The following is a 19813-nucleotide window of genomic DNA, read 5'->3' as shown; positions in this document are numbered from 1 at the left end:
CTCGGTGGGATGCGCTCCGGCCATGGCGTTGTGATGTGTGCCACGTCGAGGATGCTACGCCGGAAGTTTGGAAACATACAACTATTTCGCTAATTTGATAGATACTGGCCAACGACGTTCTGGAAGGGATATCACATGTCCGACACTGCCAACAGCGGCCCGCGACCACCTGACGGCGATTGGCTGGGTACTCCCTTCCTCACCTTCAAAAGGGAAGGTGCGTTTGCGATCTGCACGTTGGACCGCCCGCAGGCACGCAATGCGATGACGCCGGCGATGTACTTCGGCATTCGGTATGCCATCAACCACGTGAATGCCGACGCCGACCTGGCCGGCCTGCTCATCACCGGCACCGGCGACGTTTTCGCGCCGGGCGGCGACCTCGGCCAAGCTGCCGAGGACAACTGGATGGATTTCGCATCGACCATGGGTATGGACGTCACACCCTTCGACGTGCTGCGCCAGTCGCCGAAGCCGGTGGTATCAGCGGTCAACGGGCTCTGCCAGGGAGGTGGTCTGCAGATTGCGATGTGTAGCGACCTCGCTGTCGTCAGCGACCGGGCTACGTTCCGGGTGCCCGAGCTCTTCCGTGGCATTGCGGACACGTACTACAGCCAGGTGCTCGCACGGCTGATCGGCCCGGTCCGCACCAAAGACCTGATGTTCACCGGGAGGACCCTCACCGCGGAAGAGGCGCTCGACTGGGGCATGGTGACCAGGGTGGTTCCACACGATGAGCTGTTGGATGTTGCGAAAGAGCTTCTCGCGCAATGCTGCCGGACTGCGCCGGGAGCGCGGAGCGTGATCAAGGCCAGCCTGGACAACTACCTGGGCCTGTACGACCGGATCGGCATGCAGACAAGCTTGTTCGGCTCTGAGGCGCGGGAAGGCTTCCGCGCGTTCAAGCAGAAGAACTCCCCGGCCTGGGTACACCCCGAGTTGCAGATTGGCGGCCGACTCTAGTGCGCCACGCACGGTCTGGCGCTCATGAGGGGTGCGCCAGACCGTGGCCGCGACGTTCGTCGGCGGGCTACTTAGGGGTGAATCGTTGCGCCCCGTCGAGACGCATAACCTCGCCGTTGACGTAACCGTTGCTCAGCAGGAATGCCGCGGCGTCCGCGTACTCGTCAGGTGTGCCCAGCCGCTTCGGGAACGGGATATTGGCGGCGAATTTGGCGATGGCCTCGTCACCCACCGACTCCATGATCGGCGTCTTCATGGTGCCCGGTGCGATCGTGTTGACCCGAATACCAGCCGAACTGAGGTCGCGAGCGGCAGCGATGGTCAACCCGATGACACCCGCCTTCGCCGCGGCATACGCCGTCTGGCCGATCTGCCCCTCATATCCCGCCACCGAGGCGGTCATCACGATGGCACCCCGCTCACCGTCCTCACGAGGCTCTGTGCCGGCCACCGATGCCGCCACCAGACGGGTCAGGTTGTAGGTGCCGGTCAGGTAGAGGTCGATGGTCTTGGTGAAACCACCCAAGTCGGCTGGGCTGCCGTCGCGCTGCACGATCCGTTGGGCGACACCGAAACCGCCGTGTGCGACGACCGCGTAGCGAAGCTGACCGAGTTGGTTGGCCTGCTCGATCGCACCGAGGATGCTGTCGTCGCTTGTCACGTCGGTGCTGACGAAGAGCGCCCGGCTGCCCAACTCATCGGCCAGCGCCTTGCCTTTGTCGACGGCGAGATCCGCGATCACCACCCCGAGTCCGTCGGCGTGGAGCCGGCGTACTGCAGCTTCTCCCAGGCCGCCTGCACCGCCGCTGACAATCGCCGACGCGCCTTCGAATTTCTTAACTGTCACCAGTTCTCCCTTTCTACTGTTATTTTCGACTGCTTCATGTCGCCGCGACGAGATCCCACGGATCCTCGGCGGCTAGGGCCAGGCGGCCCAGCCGGCGCGCGTAATGTGTGGCGGTGCCGTAGTCCTCGGCCCAGCTCTGGGCGCGCAAGGTGAACAGCCACAGGGGATGCTCGCGTGTGACGCCGATTGCACCGTGAAGTTGGTGCGCGACGGTTGTCACCGGACCGACGGCGCGTCCGACAGTCACTTTCGCCACCGTGACCGCATAGTCGGTATCGGCCGAATCGAAGCCGTGCTCGACTGCCGCAGTCACTGCCAGTTCTGCAGCTGCACGGGCCTTTTCGATCTCCCCGGCCATGCCGGCCAGCGACTGTTGCACGGCCTGGAAAGCACTGAGCGAGCGTCCGAACTGGACACGCTCCCGGGTGTGATTGACACACAGTGCCGCGGCAGCGTCCAGCGCTCCGACTATCTGCACGCAGCGCGACCACGCACCGCGCCGCGTCAGTTCCTCACCCAGTGCCGGGGCGACGGCACGCAACTGATCGGCGGGCAGATCGAACGTGATCGAATCGCGGGGTTCACCGGCGAGGTTGTGATCTTCTTGCAGGCTGCTGGGCGGTACCTCAACCAGGCCGACACGCAATCCATCCGGAATGCGAACCGCCAGCAGCACCGCCGCACAGGATCGTGCCCACGGTACTGACCGTGCTGTCCCAGTGATCCGGCAGCCGTCGGTATCACCGTCGGCGATAGCGACTGTCAGCGGGCCCTCCGGCAAGTCGATGCCGGTTTGCCGGCCCAACCATCCTGTCAACAGGTCGGTTTCGGCCAACGGCACCGATCCGGCATGACGGGCCAGACCATAGAGCGTCATTGCGAGCTCCCGCGGGCCGGCGTCCACATCCGGGGTGCTCGTCAGGCGGGTCAGCCCGGCGTCTTCGAGGATTCGCCACAGGTCCGCATCGAATCTGTCGGGTAGGCCTCGGTGGCCCAGCCGGGCATCGAAGGCAAGCTGACCCAGATCGTCGACGAGCTGCCGAAGTTCGGCATCGTTGTCCTCGCGGCCATCGGTGCCGAATACTCCTCCTGCGAGTGCAGTCACCTCAACCCCATCCCGCGAGCGATCACGCCGCGCAGCACCTCATTGGTACCGCCGCGCAACGTAAACATCGGCTTGTGCAGCCAGGCCGTTCTCAGCATCGTCTCCAGCTCCGGGTTCGGGGGTAACGCCTCGATCAGATCCGCGATCAGCTCGACCGACTCGGCCTCGTAGCGGGTGCCGAGGTCTTTCACCAACGCTGCCTGGTTTGTGGCATCGCCACCGTTGGTGAGCCTGCGAGCGACCGAGAGTGACAGCTGCCGCAATGAGATCAATCGGGCCAACAGCTCACCGACGGCAACCGCGGAGCGGTCATCGGGTGTAGGTCCGGAACCCAGCACGCGGATCGCGGCGAACAGCAACGGACCGGTGGACAGGATGCGCTCGGGCCCGCTGCGTTCGAAGGACAACTCCGAAGTGACCTGGTGCCAACCATTTCCGACGTCGCCCAGCACGTCAGCATCGGGAACGAAGACCTGGTCGAAGATCACCTCGTTGAAGTGGTGCGCGCCGGACATCAATACGATGGGCTCGACACGGACGCCCTCGGCAGCACACGGCACCAGGAACTGGCTGAATCCGGCGTGGCGGTGCTGGGGGTCGGCAGGGCTGGTACGAGCGAGCACCACGACCTGGTGGGCATGGTGGGCTCCGCTTGTCCACACTTTGGTTCCGGACAGCAGCCAACCGCCATCGGTTCGGGTGGCCTTGGTCGCCACCGCTGCCAGGTCGGACCCGGCGCCGTGCTCGCTCATGCCGATCGACGAATAGAGCTGGCCCGCAACGATCTTCGGTAGCAATCTCTCGCGCTGCTCCTCGGTGCCGTAGGTCAAGAGACTCGGAGCAACCTGGCGGTCGGCGGTCCAGTGCGCCGCCACCGGCGCTCCTGCCGCGATCAGTTCCTCGGTCACCGCGTAGCGGTGCAGGTGGCCGAATTCGTGGCCGCCGTACCGGCGCGGGATCGTCAGGCCAACGAACCCGGCGGCGCCCAGCCGTGCCGAGAACCCCTCGTCCCAACCGCCCAGCCAGGAGTCGACGGCGGGTTGCCAGCCGAACTCGGCGCGATCGGCGGCCAGAAAATCCCGCACGACGGAACGCAGTTTGGCCAAGTCAGATTCGCGTACAGCCGCGTCGGTCGCATTCACCGGGCGGCCGACGACAGGTAGAAGTTGGGCGTCAAGTCCTCTTCGCGGGCGGCCAACCGGTACTCACCCAAATCGTCATCGTCCCAGCCCTCTTCGCGAAGGATTTCCTCGTCTGTATAGAAGTTTCCGGTGCACGTTGCAGCGTTTCGGGTGATCAACGCGTGCACTGCGTCAGACATGATCTGCGGCTTGCGGGCCTGAGCGCGCACCGCCGCCTCACCCATGGCGACCATCATTCCGGTGCTGGCGATGGTGGTGGCCGGCCACACCGAGTTCACCGCGATTGGTACCCCGGCGAATTCGTCGGCCCAGCCGAGGGTGAGCAGGCTTTCGGCGTACTTGCCAACGGTGTGTCCGACGTGAGTGCCCACCCAACGGGGCTCCAGGCTCAGCGGGGGAGAGATATTGACAACATGCGCATTCGACGATCGGCGCAGGTGCGGCAAGGCGGCCTGGATAACCGCAAACGGACCTTCGACGTTGACCTCCAACAGGCGGCGCAGGCTCTTTGGAGGCAGACTCTCCGTTGATCGCAGGTCCAGCGCGCCGGCGTTGTTGATCACGACGTCGATGCCGCCGAACGCTTCAGCGACTGCCTCGATGGCCGCGGCCACCGCGGTGGCATCGCGTACATCGCAGGCCAGTGGCAGCGCCCGGCCACCTGCGCACTGCACAGCGTCCGCGGTCTCGGCCAAGGTGCCGGCGATCTTGGGGTTGGGTGTTTCGGTTTTGGCCAGTAGCGCGACGGCCGCCCCATCCTCCGCCGCGCGCACGGCGATGGCGGCGCCGATGCCGCGGCTGGCACCGGTCACCACGACGACGCGGTCCCCCAGGGCTCGGGGAGCAGGAATGCTCACAGTTCGGTTGTCCTTCCGCCGTCACTCACCCATATCTCGAATGCTATAACTATATAGCGCATTAGTTGGCTGCTGTAACGCGGCCGTGTACCGAAGTGAGGCTCTATGACTCAGGTCGCCGCGATCGGCACCTATCTGCCGCCATGGACCGTGCGTGAACGTCGGGTGAAAGGGCCCGACGAGGACGCTCTGACCATGGCAGTCGCCGCCGGGCGAGCCGCCGACCCGGATGCCACCGCGCGCCAGGTCGTGCTGGTGACGCGCGACTTCCCGTTGCTGGAAGGGGGTAATGGCGCGGTGCTGCTGGCGGGGTTGTCGCTGCCCGCCGACGTGGCGGTCAGCGAAGTGCTGGGTGGCGGACCTGCAGCGCTCGATCAGATCGTCGCGGCGGTCGAGGGCACTCTCGTCATCGCCGCCGACGATGCAACGGTAGCCGGGGCGGCCGCGGTCTTGATCGGCACCGAAGGCACCGGCTTGGCGCCAGTCGCCCGGCAGACTCGCAGCCTGCCCACCACCGTGCGTGCTGAGGATGGCACCCGTCACAGCTACGGCGACCCCCGGCTACAACGGGAGATCGGGGTCAAGTCGACGGTCGCCCGAATGGGGCTGAACAACTCCCAGACGGTCGCGGCCGTCGTAGGTGTGAAGGCTAAAGAACTTGGCGGCGACGTCGACGTTGCCGGTGCGACCGAAGACCCGATCTCGTCGGCATCCGGAGTGATTCGGGCACTGGCCGACCTCGTCGAGAGCGGTCACGTGGGCGGTCTGCTGGTGGCCGTCGAGCAGTCGAGTGTGACGGCGGCCGAGCTGACCCTGCCCGGCGGGCCAGTTGAAGCCCCGACGGTGACCCGCGACGAGGCCCCGGCGCGGGAGCTACCGACGTTCCGCACGGCCGACGGCAATGGCATCCCGATCTCGCTGCCCGCCTACGCCCGCGCGTTCGAGCCCAAGTTGCGATGGGAGGCGGCAGTATTCGACGAACGGCCCGGCATCGACACCGCGCCGCAGTTCCCGCCGCGCGCCCGTGTCGACGATGACGGTGAGCTGGTCACCGATTACCGGCTGGAACCGTTGCCGCGCACGGGAACCGTGTACACCCAGACCACCATTCGAATCCCCGTACCAGACCTGCCCAGCCCGTACTCGATCGCCGTCGTCCAACTCGACGACAGTCCCGTACGGGTGCTGATGAAGGTCACCGGTGTCCCCGCGGGGGAGGCCACCATCGGTCAGGCCGGGGCGGTGGTGCTGCGCAAGATCGCCGACCGCGCCGGCGTCCCCGATTACGGATACGCGTTCCACCCTGCGACACCCAAGGGAGTCCAAGCATGAGAAGAGTCGCCATGGTCGGGGCGGGGATGACCCCGTTCGCCGAGCACTTCGCGCTCGGCATCAAAGACCTCATCCCGATGGCCTACGCAGAATGCGTCGCCAACGTCGACAAGGGCATCAAGAAGTCGGACATCGAGGCCGCCTGGTTCGGCGAGTTGTCCACTACCGACGGATTCCCGTCGGGGATCCTGGCCGACACCCTCGACCTCACCGACATCCCGGTCACCCGCGTCGAGAATGCCTGTGCCACTGGTAATGACGCGATCCGCAACGGCACTCTGGCGATCGCCTCGGGTCTGTATGACGTAGTGCTGGTGGTCGGTGCAGACAAGGTGAGGGAGACCGCGTCCAACACCACGTTCTGGGACTGGGCGGCGATGACCCGTGACAACGCCTGGGACTATCCGTTGGGGCTGGTGGCGCCCGCCAACTTCGCGCTGCACGTCAATCGGTACCTGCATGAGTCGCAGGCAACCAAGGAGCACATGGCGATGGTCGCGGTGAAGAACCACTTCCACGCGCTGAAGAATCCGAAAGCCCAACTGCGGTACGAGATCACCGTCGAGCAGGCGTTGTCCGCGCCGATCGTGGTGGAGCCGTTCGGGCTGTATGACTGCACCCCGCAGAGTGACGGCGCGGCGGCGGTCATCCTCGCCGCCGAGGAGGTCGTGGACCGCTACACCGACCGACCGGTCTGGGTGCGCGGCGTCGGTCTGGGTATGGATCGGGTGATGCATCAACATAAGGCCGATATGACGACCTTCCCCCCGACGGTGCGCGCCGCGAAGACCGCGATGGAGATGGCCGGCGTGACACCCCGCGACATCGACGTGGCCGAGGTCCACGACTGCTTCACCGGGGTCGAGTTGATCAGTTACGAGGACCTCGGGTTCGCCGAGCGATTCGAGGCGTACAAACTGGTCGAGGGGCGTGAGCACTACGTCGGTGGGGCGATGCCGATCAATCCCAGCGGTGGCTTGAAGGCCAAGGGACACCCGCCCGGCGCTACCGGCGTCGCGCAATGCTACGAACTGTTCAACCAACTTCGTGGTGAAGCCGAGAATCAGGTCGACGGTGCGCGAGTGGCCTTGGCGCACAACATCGGCGGCCCGACCGCGGTCTCCGCGGTCACCATCCTTTCCAACCAGAAGAACTGACGGGACACCACAATGACGACATCCGAGATCGCCACGCTAGCCGGCTACGAACAGTTCGCCCCGTGGCTGCTGGTGGAGAAGCGCGGCAACGTACACGTCGTGAGCATCAACCGCCCCGAGGCGCTCAACGCCGTCACCGAAGAGGTGCACCATGCGTTCGCCACCATCTGGCGGGTGCTCGACGCCGATGACGACGTGCGCGCGGTCGTGACCACCGGGGTTGGCAAGGCCTTCTCGGCCGGCGGCGACATGGTGATGTTCGGTCGCCTGATCGAGGACGAGGCCGCGCGGGCATTCCAGATACACGAAGCGCGGACGGTCTTTCTCGAGGTGATCAACTTCCCCAAGCCACTGGTGTCCGCGGTCAACGGGCCTGCCGTGGGGCTGGGCTGCTCGATCGCCCTGCTGTCCGATCTGCTGGTCATGGGGGAGAACAGCTATCTGGCCGATCCGCATGTCGCGGTCGGACTGACCGCCGGTGACGGTGGTGCGGCGATGCTGCCCCTACTGGTCGGCATGATGAAGGCCAAGGAATATGTGCTGCTTGGTGATCGGATTACCGCGCCGATAGCGGAGAAGCTGAACCTGGTCACCAAGGTGGTCAATGATGACGCGGTGCTCGATGAGGCACTGGCGCTCGGCGAGCGACTGGCCGCCCTGCCGCCGCAGGCTCTGCGGTCGTCGAAGGTGGCGCTCAACATGCACCTGTCACGAGCGGCGCACGGTGTGCTGGAATACGCACTGGCCGAGGAATTGACCTCGTTCTCGACACCGGAGTTCAAGGAACGAGTGGCTGCTTTCCGGTCCCGCTCCAAGGACTCCAAGAAGTAGGGATCAAATCAGCGGTAGGCGGTCACCCGCGCGGTGACCGCCACCTTCCCGTCGTCACCGATGGCCTGCGCGTCGCCGACGCCCGTATTGCGGCCCGCCCGTAGCGGAGTGCCCACGTAGCGGGACTCCGTCCCGGCGAAGAACGGGCGCAGGAAGTTCACCCGTAACGAGCCCGTCCGCAGCGCTCCGTCGGTCCCATTGATCGCCGCTGACGCGGCGAGTTCGAGCCCGGCCGCCGCCACACCGCCATGCACGATGCCGATGTCGTTGTTCAAGTTGGGGTCGACACGCTGCGCCAGTACGCAATCGCCGGCGTCTCGGCGGACCTCCAAAGCCATCAAGTCCGCCAACGTGGTCTCGGCACCGCATTGCAACGTCTCCGGTGGCCGTTCGGTGAGTACCCCATCAGCCGGTATGAAGAAAGACCGAACCGTACCGCCGCCGATGACGGAGCCTCGGTAGGTCAGCGTGCAGATTGACAGCGATGCGGACCCTGATGGGCCGAGGGTACGTGCGCTTGCGATCACGGATCCGTCGAGATCTCGGATGTCATCATGGTTGAGCTCCAGCGACAACTCCGACGACACCGTCCACTGGCCGGTGGGGCGGCGGTAATGGTTGACGATCCCGCCTGCTGCGTCGACCAGGATGGCCAACGGCCCGACCGTTGGTGCACCAGTGACGGGGTTACGGAAGCGTTCCATCGGCATCGAGTACACCGCGGTACATTCGTCCGGTCGCGATTCGAGGTACTCGATCCCGAACCGCACCTGAATGGAGTCCGGCGTCTCCAGATCATACTCGGTGGGACGTTCGTCTACCCCTGTCATTCGAGAAGATCGACGACAGTCGACAATTCGGATCCGGTGAGGACGAACTCCTCTGCCTTCTGCAGGTGCTTCTTCCAGAGTTCGCCGGCCTTTTCCGCATCGCCCGCTTTGATCATGTCCAGCACCATCCGGTGTGTCTTGGCAGAGCGGCGGACCGCCTGTTCGGCGCGCGTGCCCTTGGTGGGCTGCAACGAGCGGTTGGCCTTTTCGATGATGTGATGCAGCATGTCGCTGACGATCTGCAACGTGGCGTTGCCTGACAAGCGAGAGATCGCGGCGTGGAAGTCGGTGAGTTGGTCGACGGCGTCGCTGCCCGGTTCCAACTGTGACTCGCGTTCTACGATCTCCTCGAGCTCGGCAATCACCTTGGGATCGTGGTCCTTGGCCAACTGCTCGACCATCGGCACTTCGAGGGTTACCCGGGCTTCGTAGACGTCCTTGACGGTGACACCCTCGTATTCGAGGATGAGGCCGGCGTAGCGGGCCAACGTTTCGCGGCGTGGCCGGGTGACGCGGGCACCGCCTCGCACACCGCGCTGGACCTGGATGAGTGACTCCGACTCGAGTACACGGAATGCTTCCCGCAAGGTCGGCCGCGACACCCCGAAGCGCTCCATCAGTTCGGATTCCGGTGGCAGCATGGTGCCTTCGGTGATCTCGCCCCGGATGAACATCCGGCGCAGCACCGTGGCCACCCGATCGGCCATCTTCGGCTCCCGAAGACTGGTGACCTCCATTGCAACCTCCACCGTTAGTGCAAAGCATGAATCTATTAACTGTTTTGCAGGTTAACCGAATCCTCGTCTCGATCCGGGGATACGCAGCCTGCCCGTGACCAAGATCATCGCGGCATCTCTAGTACCCCATCGCCCGACCCATGAGATCTTTCATGATCTCGGTGGTGCCTGCGTACAGTCGCTGGACCCGCGAGTCACGCCAGAGCCTGGCTACCTCGTACTCGTTGATGTAGCCGTATCCGCCGTACATCTGCAAACAGCGGTCGATGATCTCCCACTGGACTTCCGAGGTCCACCACTTCAATCCGGCAGCGTCCTGATCGCTCAGAGTGCCGTCGTTGACTGACAGCACGCACTGATCCAGATAGGTCTGGGCGGCGTCGAGCTTGGTCTGCATCTCGGCCAGGAAGTGCCGGTTGACCTGGAACTTGCCGATCGGCTGGCCGAACGCGGTGCGCTCCAACGCGTAGGCCTTGGTCAGATCGAGCGCACGGCGGGCAGCGGGCAGCGCGTAACAGGCCACGCCGACCCGTTCGCTGGGGAGGTTCGACACCAGATGGTAGAAGCCGCGGTTGAGTTCACCGACGAGGTTCTCCTTGGGGACCTTGACGTCCTCGAAGAACAGTTCGGCGGTGTCGGCGGAGTACTGGCCGATCTTGTCGAGCTTGCGGCCGCGGGTGAACCCCTCCATACCGTCTTCGATCATCAGCAGGCTGATGCCCTTGTGCCTTGCGGACGGGTCTGTCTTGACCGCGGTGAGCACGAGTTTGGACAGCAGACCGTTGCTGATGAAGGTTTTCTGGCCGTTGACCACCCAGTGATCGCCTTCGTCGCGGGCCGTGGTCTTGATGCCTGCCAGATCCGATCCGGCCGCGGGTTCGGACATCGCGATGGAGCCGATGTACTCGCCGGCGATGAACTTGGGCAGCCACCGTTGTTTTTGTTCGTCGGTGGTGAGGTTGTTCAGGTACGGCATCAGGATGTCGTTCTGCACGCCCAAGCCGATGCCGACGGACCCGGTCAGGAACATCTCCTCGGAGATGATCTGGTTGAACCGGAAATCCTTGACACCCAATCCGCCGTACTTTTCGTCGAACTCCCAGCCGATCAAGCCGTGTTCGCCTGCGGCCAGCCAGGCCTCGCGGCTGACCTTGCCGTCCTTCTCCCACTTCTCGACGTTCGGGACGCATTCCCGTTCGAAGAATGCTCGTGCGGTAGCCCGGAAGTCATCGTGTACTTCCTCGAAGATGTTGCGGCGCATGTACTTTCCCTCTGCTCGGCAGGTCAGTTGGCCCAGGTGACGACGGCGGGTAGCGCGCAGCCTGGGCCGTAGGTCTCGAAGAGTTGTTCGCCCAGGAACGACTCGAGCTGATCATGTGAACCGCACAGCGCATCCAGCTGGAAGCCGCGCGTGACGTAGCGGTGCAGATCGTGCTCGGCGGTCAGGCCGATCGCACCGCACACTTGTAAAGCCACATCGCTGACCGCGCGGTGTGCCCGTCCGGCCGCCGACTTCGCTGTCACCGCTGACAGCTGGCCGCCATACCGCCACGATTCCCCGAGGAGGGCCCGCGCGCCGGCCAGCACAGCCGACGCGTCGGCGAGTGCATGTCGGGGCGACTGGAACGATCCGATCGGTCCGCCGAACTGCACGCGCACGCTGACGTGTTCGACCGCAATGTGCAGCGCCTGCTCTGCCAGTGCCACCAGCTCAGTAGCGAGCGCACGCTGCGCCGCGGCGACGGCCTGGTTCCACTGGGCCGACGCCTCGACCAGGGTGGCATCCAGGGGTCCGCTGACCCGAGTCCAGAACGCCGACGCGTCGAAGGTGTCCAGCCGCTCGCCGTGTAGCCGTGACGTGTCGACCACACCGAGTGACACGGTTCCCATCGGCCCAGATACCGGGACCATCAATCGGCCTTCGAGCGGGCCGAGCACGATGCCAGACACCTGGCCTTGGTTGGAACCCGGAACATGTCCACGGGCCAGATCGGGCAGCAGGACGTGATCGACACGCTCGTCGAGCACACCGGCCAACTCGGCCAGCATGACGCGGTCCAGGCAGTCGGTGAGCGCCAGCGATCGCCCCTGGGCGCGGAACAGCAACTCGCACGCCTCGACCGGGTACTCGGCCTCGATATCCGACCAGCCCAGGTCGGCGAGCCGCGGGCCGATCGCCACGTGCTGGGGGGTGCCCTTGCCGGCCAGCTCGTCGAACAGACGGAATACCGCCACCTCGACCATCGGCCACGATTCGTCGGTCATTTACCCCTCTCCTTCGGGAGGCCGAGCAGGTGGTCGGCGATGATGCCGCGCTGCACTTCGGCTGTGCCGCCCATCACCGTCGCGGCTCGCGAATACCACCACTCGGCGCGCGCGGTGTTCAGCGCCGCGCCTCCGGTGCCCGCGAGCATGTGTGCGCGGTTGATGTCCAAGATGAGGTCGTTGACCTCCTTCTCGGCCCGGCCGAACAGCAGCTTGTCGATGCTGCTGTCCGCGCCGACCGCCTCACCCGCGGCGAGTCGGCGCACAGTGGTAGCGGTACGGGCCTGCGCGGCCGCCACGTCGACATACACCCGGGCGAAGCGCTGGCGCTGCGCATCGGTGGCACCTGCCGTGACCATGTCTTCTCGCAGGCGGCCCAACTCGGTGAGCACCTTGTTGAGCACGGCGTAGCCGTACATGCCGCGTTCGTACTGCATGAGGTGCATCGCCACGGCCCAGCCGCCGTCGACGTCGCCGACCACCCGCGCGCGGTCGACGCGGACGTCATCGAAGAACACCTCGGCCAATTCACGGCGTCCGCTGGCCAGTGCGATCGGGCGGATCGTGACTCCCGGTGCGTCGGCGTCGACCATCATCATGGTCAGCCCGCGGTGGCGGCTCTCCGGTGCACCGGTGCGCACCAGCGCCAGCAGGCGCGCGGCGGTCGGCCCCTGGCTGGTCCAGATCTTCTGGCCGTTGATGACGAACCCACCGGTGCCGTCGTCGACCGCGCGCGTGCGCAGAGTGGCCAGGTCGCTGCCGGACTCCGGCTCGGAGAAGCTCTGCCCCCACCATTCCGCGCCGCTGAGGTAGCCGGGCAGGTACTGCGCGCCCAGGTGCGGCGCGAACTTCAGCAGGGCCGGCCCGAGCGTCTCCAACGTCCAGTGCTGGGCCGGGATCGGCAGCATCGCATGGCCGAGTTCCTCGTAGTACACCGCGCGGTGTATTTCGTTGCCGCCCAGGCCTCCTGCGGACTCCGGCCAGCCGTACCGGTTCCAGCCGTCGGCGTACAGCCGGGCCATCACCGTGGCGTCGTGGGCCAGGCCGTCCTCAGCGCTGGTGAACGCGGCCGAGCGCCATTGATCGGCCGTGTCCAGCTCACACAGGTATCGCCGGAACTCCTGGCGGTACACCGCGACTTGGGCGACATATTCGTCGTGACGGCGGCCGGTTACGGCGCTGTCTGCAGGGGCGGTCAACCGGGTCCCCCTTCATTGGGTCAAGGACTCAGAAAGGAAACTGAATCCGCTAAACAGTTATCTATAAACCGCTACAATAGCCCACGCTGACACTTCCAGGAGAGGGACCGCCAATGACGGCTTCACCCATCGCTGCCGCCACCGTCAACTTCAACCCCGAGACCCGGCTGTTCATCGACGGCCAGTTGCGCGACGCGTCGACCGGTCGGACCGCCGACAACATCAACCCGGCCACCGAGGAAGTACTCGGCATCGCCGCCGATGCCGGCGCCGAGGACATGGACGCCGCGATCGCCGCGGCCCGGCATGCCTTCGACAGCACCGACTGGTCGACCAACCGAGAGTTCCGCCAGCACTGTCTGATGCAGTTGCACGAGGCGCTGCAGCAGGAGAAGGAGGAGATGCGCGCCGAGTTGGTCGCCGAGGCCGGCGCGCCGTTGGGCATGACGTACATCGCCCAGTTGGACTGGCCGCTGGCCGATGCGATCCGCTGGCCGGCCGAGCACATCTCGGAGTTCGCCTGGGAACGTCAGCTCGGCGAGGACGCCAAAATGGGTGTTCCCTATAACCGCATGGTGGTCAAAGAGGCCATGGGCGTTGTCGGTGCGATCACACCGTGGAATTTTCCGGTCGAGATCGTCGCCAACAAGGTCGGTCAGATCTTGGCCACCGGCAACACCATGGTGCTCAAGCCGGCTATCGAGACGCCGTGGAGCGTGCTCCGCTGGGGACGCATCATCGCCGAAAAGACTGACATCCCACCGGGTGTGGTGAACATCGTGACTGCCGCCGACAACAATGTCGCCCAGCGCCTGCTGACCGATCCGCGGATCGATATGATCTCGTTCACCGGCTCGACGGCCGTCGGGGAACTGATCCAGCAGCTGACGGCACCGACCATGAAGCGCAATCTGCTCGAGTTGGGCGGCAAGTCGGTCTACCTGTTGCTCGACGATGTCGACCTTGCCGCAACGGTTCCCGGCTGCATCGGCGCGTTGATGCACTCCGGGCAGGGCTGCGCCCTGACCACTCGAATGCTGGTGCCGCGCAAATACTATGACGAAGCCGTGGAGATAGCCACCGCGACATTCGGCGGAGTGCCCGTCGGCGACCCGGCCGACCCAGCGAACTTCTGCGGCCCGTTGGTGTCGGCAAAACAGCGCGACCGGGTGCTGGGCTACATCCAGGTGGCCAAGGAGCAAGGCGCACGGGTGACTGTCGGCGGCGGGGCGCCCGCCGGACTGGACCGCGGATTCTTCGTCGCACCAACAGTTCTGGCTGACGTCCGCCCGGATCACCGGGTATTCCAGGAGGAGATCTTCGGTCCGGTCATCACCATCACGCCGTACGACGGCGGCGATGACGGAGCGGTCGAGATGGCCAACAACTCGACATACGGCCTGGCCGGCACGGTGTTGGGCTCGTACGAGCGTGCGATGGCCGTTGCACGGCGTATCCGCACTGGCTCGGTGAACGTCAATGGCGGCATCTTCTACGCCGCAGATGCACCGTTCGGGGGCTACAAGATGAGCGGTATCGGCAGGCAGAACGGCGTCGAGGGATTTGAGCAGCACCTGCAGACCAAAGTGATCGCCTACACGACGGACTAAATTTCTGACGTCATCGTCCATACTGTTGTTGCCGCTGAATTGCATGGTTGTCCGAATAACCCCTTCATTTTGGTGGCCGGGTCCGATACTCTTCTGACAGTACTGTTCACTAAATGAAAGGCGATCGTCGGTGGATTTGAATGTCCGCGACAAGGCATATGTCTTCGTCGGAGGTACGGCTGGGATGGGCCTGGCAGGCGCCATGGTGTTGGCAGCTGACGGGGCTGCGGTCGCAGTGATCGGCCGTGATGAGACGAGGGCCAAAGCGGCGTCCGATGCTCTCGCGGAGGCCGGCGCGTCGGCGGTGTACGCCGTCACCGCCGACGTGAGCCAGGCAGGCGCGGCCGTCGATGCCGTGACCGAGGCGGCGACACTGTTGGGCCGCCTCGACGGCATCGCCGTCACGATGGGCACCGCGGGCATGATGCCGGTCGATTCGGACGACGAGGCGTGGGACGCGGCCTTTCGTGATGTGCTGCTAGCGACGACGCGGAGTGTTCAAGCAGCAATCCCACATCTGGTCAAGACGAAAGGGGCGGTCGTCACCACGTCCGCCTACTCGTCACGTGCGCCGCACGAGCCCCGGTTGCCGTACGCCAGCCTGAAGGCCGCGGTTGCGACGTTCACCCGCGGTATCGCCCGTACGTACGGCAAGGACGGTGTCCGGGCCAACTCCATCGCACCGGGCGCAGTGGAAACCGATGCGCTGCATGCTATTCGCGGCTACATCGCGGAGAACAAGGGTTATCCGTACGAAGAGGCGCTGGAGCGTGCGCTTGTCGAAGACTTCGGGTTCGACGCGGCGCTGGCCCGCCCGGGCCAACCCGACGAGATCGGTGCGCTGATCGCGTTCCTCCTGTCGGATCGGTGCGCATTCGTGACAGGCCAGACCATCTATGCCGACGGAGGAGCACCGTAGCCATGGCTGATCGTGCAGAGGTCGAACGCGAGTTCCGCCATTACTACCTGACCGGACCTGTGATGGAGGATTGGGTTGGGTGGGCCGAGCTGTTCACCGACGACGCGCCCTACTTCGACCATTTCTACGGAACTTTCATCGGCCCCAACGAGATTGCGCCGTACCTTGAAGGCACCATGGGCGCTTCGCCCATGGTGTACACCGTCCTGAAGTGGTACGTCATCGACGGTGACCGGGTGGTGTACGAGTGCCTCAACCGGGCGGACAACCCCGAACCGGGAGGTCCACCGATCGATTTCCCGTCCTATCAGATCGTCGACTACGCCGGCGGCGGCAAGTGGAGTCGCGAGGAAGACATCTGGATCATGGGCGAGATGAAGGATTTCGCTCGGCGCTATGCAAAAGCCGAGCGTGCTTTCCCGCAGACCCTCGAGGACAAATTGAGCCGGGCCGATTGGGGGCCCTGGGTCGACTGGGCGCGTCCCCAGACCGGCCATCAGGCCCGTCCATCGTGGTACGGCAAGCCCGATTTCACACCGTTTCGGGGTATCGACGACATCCACTTCGGGATCCGCTCCCACTGACCACCAGCCACTGACGTGAAGCGAGGCAGGCAATGACAGACATACTCAATGGAATCCGTGTGGTCGAGCTGGCGGCATGGACGTTCGTTCCGGCTGCCGGCGCGGTACTCGCCGACTGGGGTGCTGACGTGATCAAGGTCGAACATCCCGAGACGGGCGATCCGCAGCGGGGCTTGATCAGCTCCGGAATCGTCACCGGCGCAGGGGGAGTGAACCACTTCATCGAACAGCCCAACCGCGGCAAGCGCAGCATCGGGTTGGACACCTCCACACCCGAGGGGCTGGAGCTGCTGATGAAGCTGATCGAGACCGCTGATGTCTTCGTCACCAACCTGCTGCCGGATTCGCGCCAGCGGATGGGCATTGATGTCGACCAGGTCCGAGCGCGGAATCCGAAGATCATCTACGCCCGGGGCCATGGCTACGGGACCAAGGGTGACCAGGCTTCGCAGGGCGGTTTCGACCTCGCGGCCTACTGGGCACGCGGCGGCATCGGTGACGCGTACTCCGACGGCGCCGGTTCCTACCCGCCGATCCAGCGGCCCGCGTTCGGCGACTCATACGGCGGCTTGGCAATCGCCGGAGGAATCGCCGCTGCGTTGGTGAAGCGTGAACGCACCGGCGAACCTTCCGTCGTCGATGTCTCGCTGCTCAACGCCGCGATCTGGCAGCTGGGCCCGGACATCGTCGGGTCAGGCGTCACCGGCGAGGACATTCCGAAGTTCAACCTGGATGAGATGCCCAACCCGATCGCCAGCATCTACAAGACCCGTGACAATCGGTTCATTGCGTTCGTGCTGCTGCAGGCCGACCGGTTCTGGACCGACTTCTGCACGCGGCTGGGCAGGCTCGATCTGATCGACGACGAACGGTTCGCCAACGCCATGGTGCGGTTCGGAAACCGGGTCGAGTGCATCGCCGAGTTGCGTCGTAGCTTCGAATCCGAGGATCTTTCCCACTGGGAGAAGGCGTTTGCAGGCTTCGACGGCGTCTGGGATGTCATGCGCACCGCACACGAGGTGCACAGCGATCCGCAGGCGATCGCCAATGGATATCTGCCGCGGGTCACGGACGCCAAGAACAACGAGTTCGCACTGGCGGCCAGCCCCGTGCAGTTCGACGAGGTGGCGTTGGACCTGACCTGCGCGCCGGGGCATGGTGAGCACACTGATGCGGTGCTTGCCGAACTCGGATTCAACGAAGACGAGATCATCGACTTCAAGATCAACTCGGTCGTCCTGTAGTGACACCAGAAACCCTGGCCAGGCGCTTCCTGCACGTCAACCTCAATTGCGCGTCGCTGGATGCTACCGAACGGGTGTACGGCGACGTGCTCGGTCTGAACGCGCGTATGCGTACCGACCCCGTGGTCGCCACGGACGGGACGATTCTCGGTCTGGACGGTGAAACCTTCTGTGCCACCTCATTCCTCTACGACGCCCGCGGTGGCCGGGGCGGCTGCGCGTTGGAGACCATCGAGTATTACTCGCCGGCGTTGAGGCGCGACTCCAGTGCTGATCCAGTGCGGCCCGGGATTCGCGCCGCGCAGCTGGGCGTAGCGGACATCGAGAGTGTGGCCACGGCACTACGTGACGCGGGGCTGACGGTAGGGGAGCCGGTCGACGGTCTGATCGGGGGCGGGAAGTCGGTGCTCGCGTTGGACCCCGATGGCGTCGTGATCGAGCTGACCGAACTGCCCGCGGGTGCGGATGCGTCGAAGGGCGCACTGTTCAACGGCATCCGGATCGCGGCGATCGACGCTGCGGCCACCGGCGAGTTTCTGACCGCGATCGGGTTCGACGAGGTGGTTGCGCCGAAGACGGCAGCGGTGGCGGGTGCCCAACTCAGTCCCGCCGGAACCGACGAAACCGACTGTACGGTAGCGCGTTACGCGCTGGCCGAAGATGGGCATCAGTTCACCGTGTCGGTGGTGCAGAACCCCGGCACGGCACCGACGCCGGTACCGTGGGGCGGCAATCGTCAGGGACTGTACCGCTGCGCGTTGCGGGTGGAGAACGTCCATGACGCGCTGGCTTCCGTGCCCGATTCGGTTGAGCGCATGGGTGATCCGGTGTGGTGCCCGCTGCCCGGAACGAAGATCGAGGGATTGCACATCGCGTTCCTGCGCTCACCCGACGGTGTGGTCTTCGAGTTCGTCGAGCGCCCGCTCGCCTACTTCAGCCGCTAACCACGCCGTCGAAAGCGGTGTGAGGACGGGATCGATATGGAACAGCTGGCAGGCAAGGTCGCGTTGGTTACCGGCGCGGCACGGGGCCAAGGACGCAGCCACGCCGTGGCGCTGGCCGAAGAAGGCGCCGACATCATCGCGGTCGATATCGCGGCAGATGTCGACTCGATTCCGTACCCGCTCGGAACCAAAGAGGATCTCGACGAGACCGTCCGACTCGTTCAGGATACGGGCCGACGCGTCGCGGCCTACGTCTGCGATGTTCGCCACCTCGCCGATCTACAAGACAGTGTGCAGTCGGGGATTGCCGAACTCGGCGACATCGACATCGTGGTGGCCAATGCAGGTGTGGTCGCGACCGGACGGACCGACCCGCTCGACGAGCAGGTCTATCGGGATATCGTCGAAACCAATCTCTTTGGCGCCTGGAACACGATCGTCACCGCAGTGCCTTCGATCATCCGTAAGGGTCAGGGCGGTTCGATCATCTTGACGAGTTCGACGCAAGGCTTGGTCGGTCGCGGGGGTGACGGGTCGGCGGCCGCGTTCGGCTACGCCTCGTCCAAACATGGTGTCGTGGGTCTGATGCGGTCGGCCGCACACGCGTACGCCGAGCACAACATTCGGGTCAACACAGTCCATCCCACCGGGGTGGCTACTCCCATGGTGCTCAACGAACACATGGGCCGGGTGTTCCAGGAGAATCCGTCGGTGCCGAAACTCGCGACCAACCTACTGCCGGTTCCGTTCATCGAGGCGCAGGATGTCACCAATGTGGTGGTGTGGCTCGCCAGCGACAAAGCGCGGTACATCACCGGAGCCACTCTCCCGGTCGATGCCGGCTTCACCGCCCTGTAGAGCAATGAGGTTGACAAGCGAGACATGACGGAAATCAAAGCGGTAGCTTGGGAACTGGCCGAGCTGGTTGGACCACATCTACGCCGTGTAGAACGGGCCGAGCTCTACGCCAGTATCGGCAGCGGTGAAACGCTTTCTCCCACCCGGTTTCTGATGGCAGCGGTGGTGCGATTGAGGTTGTCGGTACCTGGCGAGGTCGTCGACAAGTGTGCGGCGTGGCTGGCGGGCTATGTCGGCCATGATGCCGAACCGACCCTTCGGGACCTTGTCGCTCAGATCCGGGCGAGTTCTCGCATCCAGTCGTCCACTCCGCCACCGCAGCGCAGGTACCTGTCTGTTACTGCCCGCTACCGGCATGCCCCTTCGCCCACGGCGCGGGTGTTGTAGCG

20 protein-coding genes are annotated in these 19813 nt (G+C 64.8%); 11 read left to right on the top strand and 9 right to left on the bottom strand.

The genetic code is table 11. From position 1 onward, the window contains the following. Positions 1-135 precede the first annotated feature (135 nt). Positions 136-963, top strand: a complete 828-nt coding sequence (locus G6N44_RS10900) for an enoyl-CoA hydratase/isomerase family protein (protein ID WP_163663865.1) — start codon at positions 136-138, stop codon at positions 961-963. Between the two features lie 67 nt (positions 964-1030). Here G6N44_RS10900 and G6N44_RS10895 read toward each other — a convergent pair whose 3' ends face one another. From G6N44_RS10895 to G6N44_RS10880, 4 genes are read right to left on the bottom strand one after another with little or no spacing between them, the layout of a single operon-like run. Next, positions 1031-1810 carry an SDR family oxidoreductase gene (locus tag G6N44_RS10895; RefSeq protein WP_163663863.1) on the bottom strand — a complete coding sequence of 260 codons (780 nt, stop codon included), beginning with the start codon at positions 1808-1810 and terminating at the stop codon, positions 1031-1033. 34 nt (positions 1811-1844) lie between these two features. Then, on the bottom strand, positions 1845-2915 hold the full coding sequence (locus tag G6N44_RS10890; RefSeq protein WP_163663862.1) for an acyl-CoA dehydrogenase family protein: 1071 nt from the start codon (positions 2913-2915) through the stop codon (positions 1845-1847). Next, complete coding sequence (locus G6N44_RS10885) at positions 2912-4057, bottom strand: acyl-CoA dehydrogenase family protein (protein WP_163663860.1); 1146 nt, start codon at positions 4055-4057, stop codon at positions 2912-2914. The genes G6N44_RS10890 and G6N44_RS10885 overlap by 4 nt, the downstream gene beginning before the upstream one ends. Then, positions 4054-4914: an SDR family oxidoreductase gene (locus tag G6N44_RS10880; RefSeq protein WP_163663858.1), complete on the bottom strand. Its 861-nt coding sequence runs from the start codon at positions 4912-4914 to the stop codon at positions 4054-4056. Before G6N44_RS10880 ends, G6N44_RS10885 begins: the two co-directional genes overlap by 4 nt. 105 nt (positions 4915-5019) lie before the next feature. Here G6N44_RS10880 and G6N44_RS10875 point away from each other — a divergent pair, with 105 nt between their 5' ends. Genes G6N44_RS10875 through G6N44_RS10865 form a run of 3 tightly spaced genes read left to right on the top strand, consistent with a single transcriptional unit; the run spans position 5020 to position 8234 of the window. Then, complete coding sequence (locus G6N44_RS10875) at positions 5020-6246, top strand: OB-fold domain-containing protein (RefSeq protein WP_163663856.1); 1227 nt, start codon at positions 5020-5022, stop codon at positions 6244-6246. Then, positions 6243-7403, top strand: a complete 1161-nt coding sequence (locus G6N44_RS10870) for a thiolase C-terminal domain-containing protein (protein ID WP_163663854.1) — start codon at positions 6243-6245, stop codon at positions 7401-7403. The genes G6N44_RS10875 and G6N44_RS10870 overlap by 4 nt, the downstream gene beginning before the upstream one ends. Before the next feature lie 12 nt (positions 7404-7415). Then, positions 7416-8234, top strand: a complete 819-nt coding sequence (locus G6N44_RS10865) for an enoyl-CoA hydratase/isomerase family protein (protein WP_163663852.1) — start codon at positions 7416-7418, stop codon at positions 8232-8234. Between the two features lie 8 nt (positions 8235-8242). Here the strand turns inward: G6N44_RS10865 and G6N44_RS10860 are convergent, their stop codons facing one another. From G6N44_RS10860 to G6N44_RS10840, 5 genes are all read right to left on the bottom strand, one after another. Continuing rightward, a complete protein-coding gene (locus tag G6N44_RS10860) occupies positions 8243-9064 on the bottom strand; it encodes a PaaI family thioesterase (RefSeq protein WP_163663850.1) in 822 nt (273 codons plus the stop codon). After that, on the bottom strand, positions 9061-9801 hold the full coding sequence (locus tag G6N44_RS10855) for a FadR/GntR family transcriptional regulator (RefSeq protein ID WP_163663848.1): 741 nt from the start codon (positions 9799-9801) through the stop codon (positions 9061-9063). Before G6N44_RS10855 ends, G6N44_RS10860 begins: the two co-directional genes overlap by 4 nt. A gap of 118 nt (positions 9802-9919) precedes the next feature. Next, a complete protein-coding gene (locus tag G6N44_RS10850) occupies positions 9920-11062 on the bottom strand; it encodes an acyl-CoA dehydrogenase family protein (protein WP_163663846.1) in 1143 nt (380 codons plus the stop codon). Between the two features lie 23 nt (positions 11063-11085). Continuing rightward, positions 11086-12066 carry an acyl-CoA dehydrogenase family protein gene (locus G6N44_RS10845; RefSeq protein WP_163663844.1) on the bottom strand — a complete coding sequence of 327 codons (981 nt, stop codon included), beginning with the start codon at positions 12064-12066 and terminating at the stop codon, positions 11086-11088. Continuing rightward, positions 12063-13265, bottom strand: a complete 1203-nt coding sequence (locus tag G6N44_RS10840; protein WP_163663842.1) for an acyl-CoA dehydrogenase family protein — start codon at positions 13263-13265, stop codon at positions 12063-12065. Before G6N44_RS10840 ends, G6N44_RS10845 begins: the two co-directional genes overlap by 4 nt. A gap of 113 nt (positions 13266-13378) precedes the next feature. Here G6N44_RS10840 and G6N44_RS10835 point away from each other — a divergent pair, with 113 nt between their 5' ends. From G6N44_RS10835 to G6N44_RS10805, 7 genes are all read left to right on the top strand, one after another. Further along, positions 13379-14875: an aldehyde dehydrogenase family protein gene (locus G6N44_RS10835; RefSeq protein ID WP_163663840.1), complete on the top strand. Its 1497-nt coding sequence runs from the start codon at positions 13379-13381 to the stop codon at positions 14873-14875. Positions 14876-15059: 184 nt separating this feature from the next. Further along, positions 15060-15794, top strand: a complete 735-nt coding sequence (locus G6N44_RS10830) for an SDR family NAD(P)-dependent oxidoreductase (RefSeq protein WP_235683069.1) — start codon at positions 15060-15062, stop codon at positions 15792-15794. A 2-nt stretch (positions 15795-15796) separates the two neighbouring features. Further along, positions 15797-16378: a nuclear transport factor 2 family protein gene (locus G6N44_RS10825; protein WP_163663836.1), complete on the top strand. Its 582-nt coding sequence runs from the start codon at positions 15797-15799 to the stop codon at positions 16376-16378. A 32-nt stretch (positions 16379-16410) separates the two neighbouring features. Then, positions 16411-17622 (top strand): CaiB/BaiF CoA transferase family protein, encoded by a 1212-nt coding sequence (locus G6N44_RS10820; protein ID WP_163663834.1) that lies wholly within the window; start codon positions 16411-16413, stop codon positions 17620-17622. After that, positions 17622-18566 carry a VOC family protein gene (locus tag G6N44_RS10815; RefSeq protein WP_163663832.1) on the top strand — a complete coding sequence of 315 codons (945 nt, stop codon included), beginning with the start codon at positions 17622-17624 and terminating at the stop codon, positions 18564-18566. Before G6N44_RS10820 ends, G6N44_RS10815 begins: the two co-directional genes overlap by 1 nt. 36 nt (positions 18567-18602) lie before the next feature. After that, positions 18603-19424: a mycofactocin-coupled SDR family oxidoreductase gene (locus G6N44_RS10810; protein WP_163663830.1), complete on the top strand. Its 822-nt coding sequence runs from the start codon at positions 18603-18605 to the stop codon at positions 19422-19424. 24 nt (positions 19425-19448) lie between these two features. Then, a complete protein-coding gene (locus tag G6N44_RS10805; protein WP_163663828.1) occupies positions 19449-19811 on the top strand; it encodes a hypothetical protein in 363 nt (120 codons plus the stop codon). Positions 19812-19813 lie beyond the last annotated feature (2 nt).

The sequence above is a fragment of the Mycolicibacterium alvei genome (assembly GCF_010727325.1).
In the GTDB taxonomy this organism is placed as follows: domain Bacteria; phylum Actinomycetota; class Actinomycetes; order Mycobacteriales; family Mycobacteriaceae; genus Mycobacterium; species Mycobacterium alvei.
Note: the sequence above shows the minus strand (reverse complement) of the source record. Positions and strands in the feature narration are given on the sequence as shown.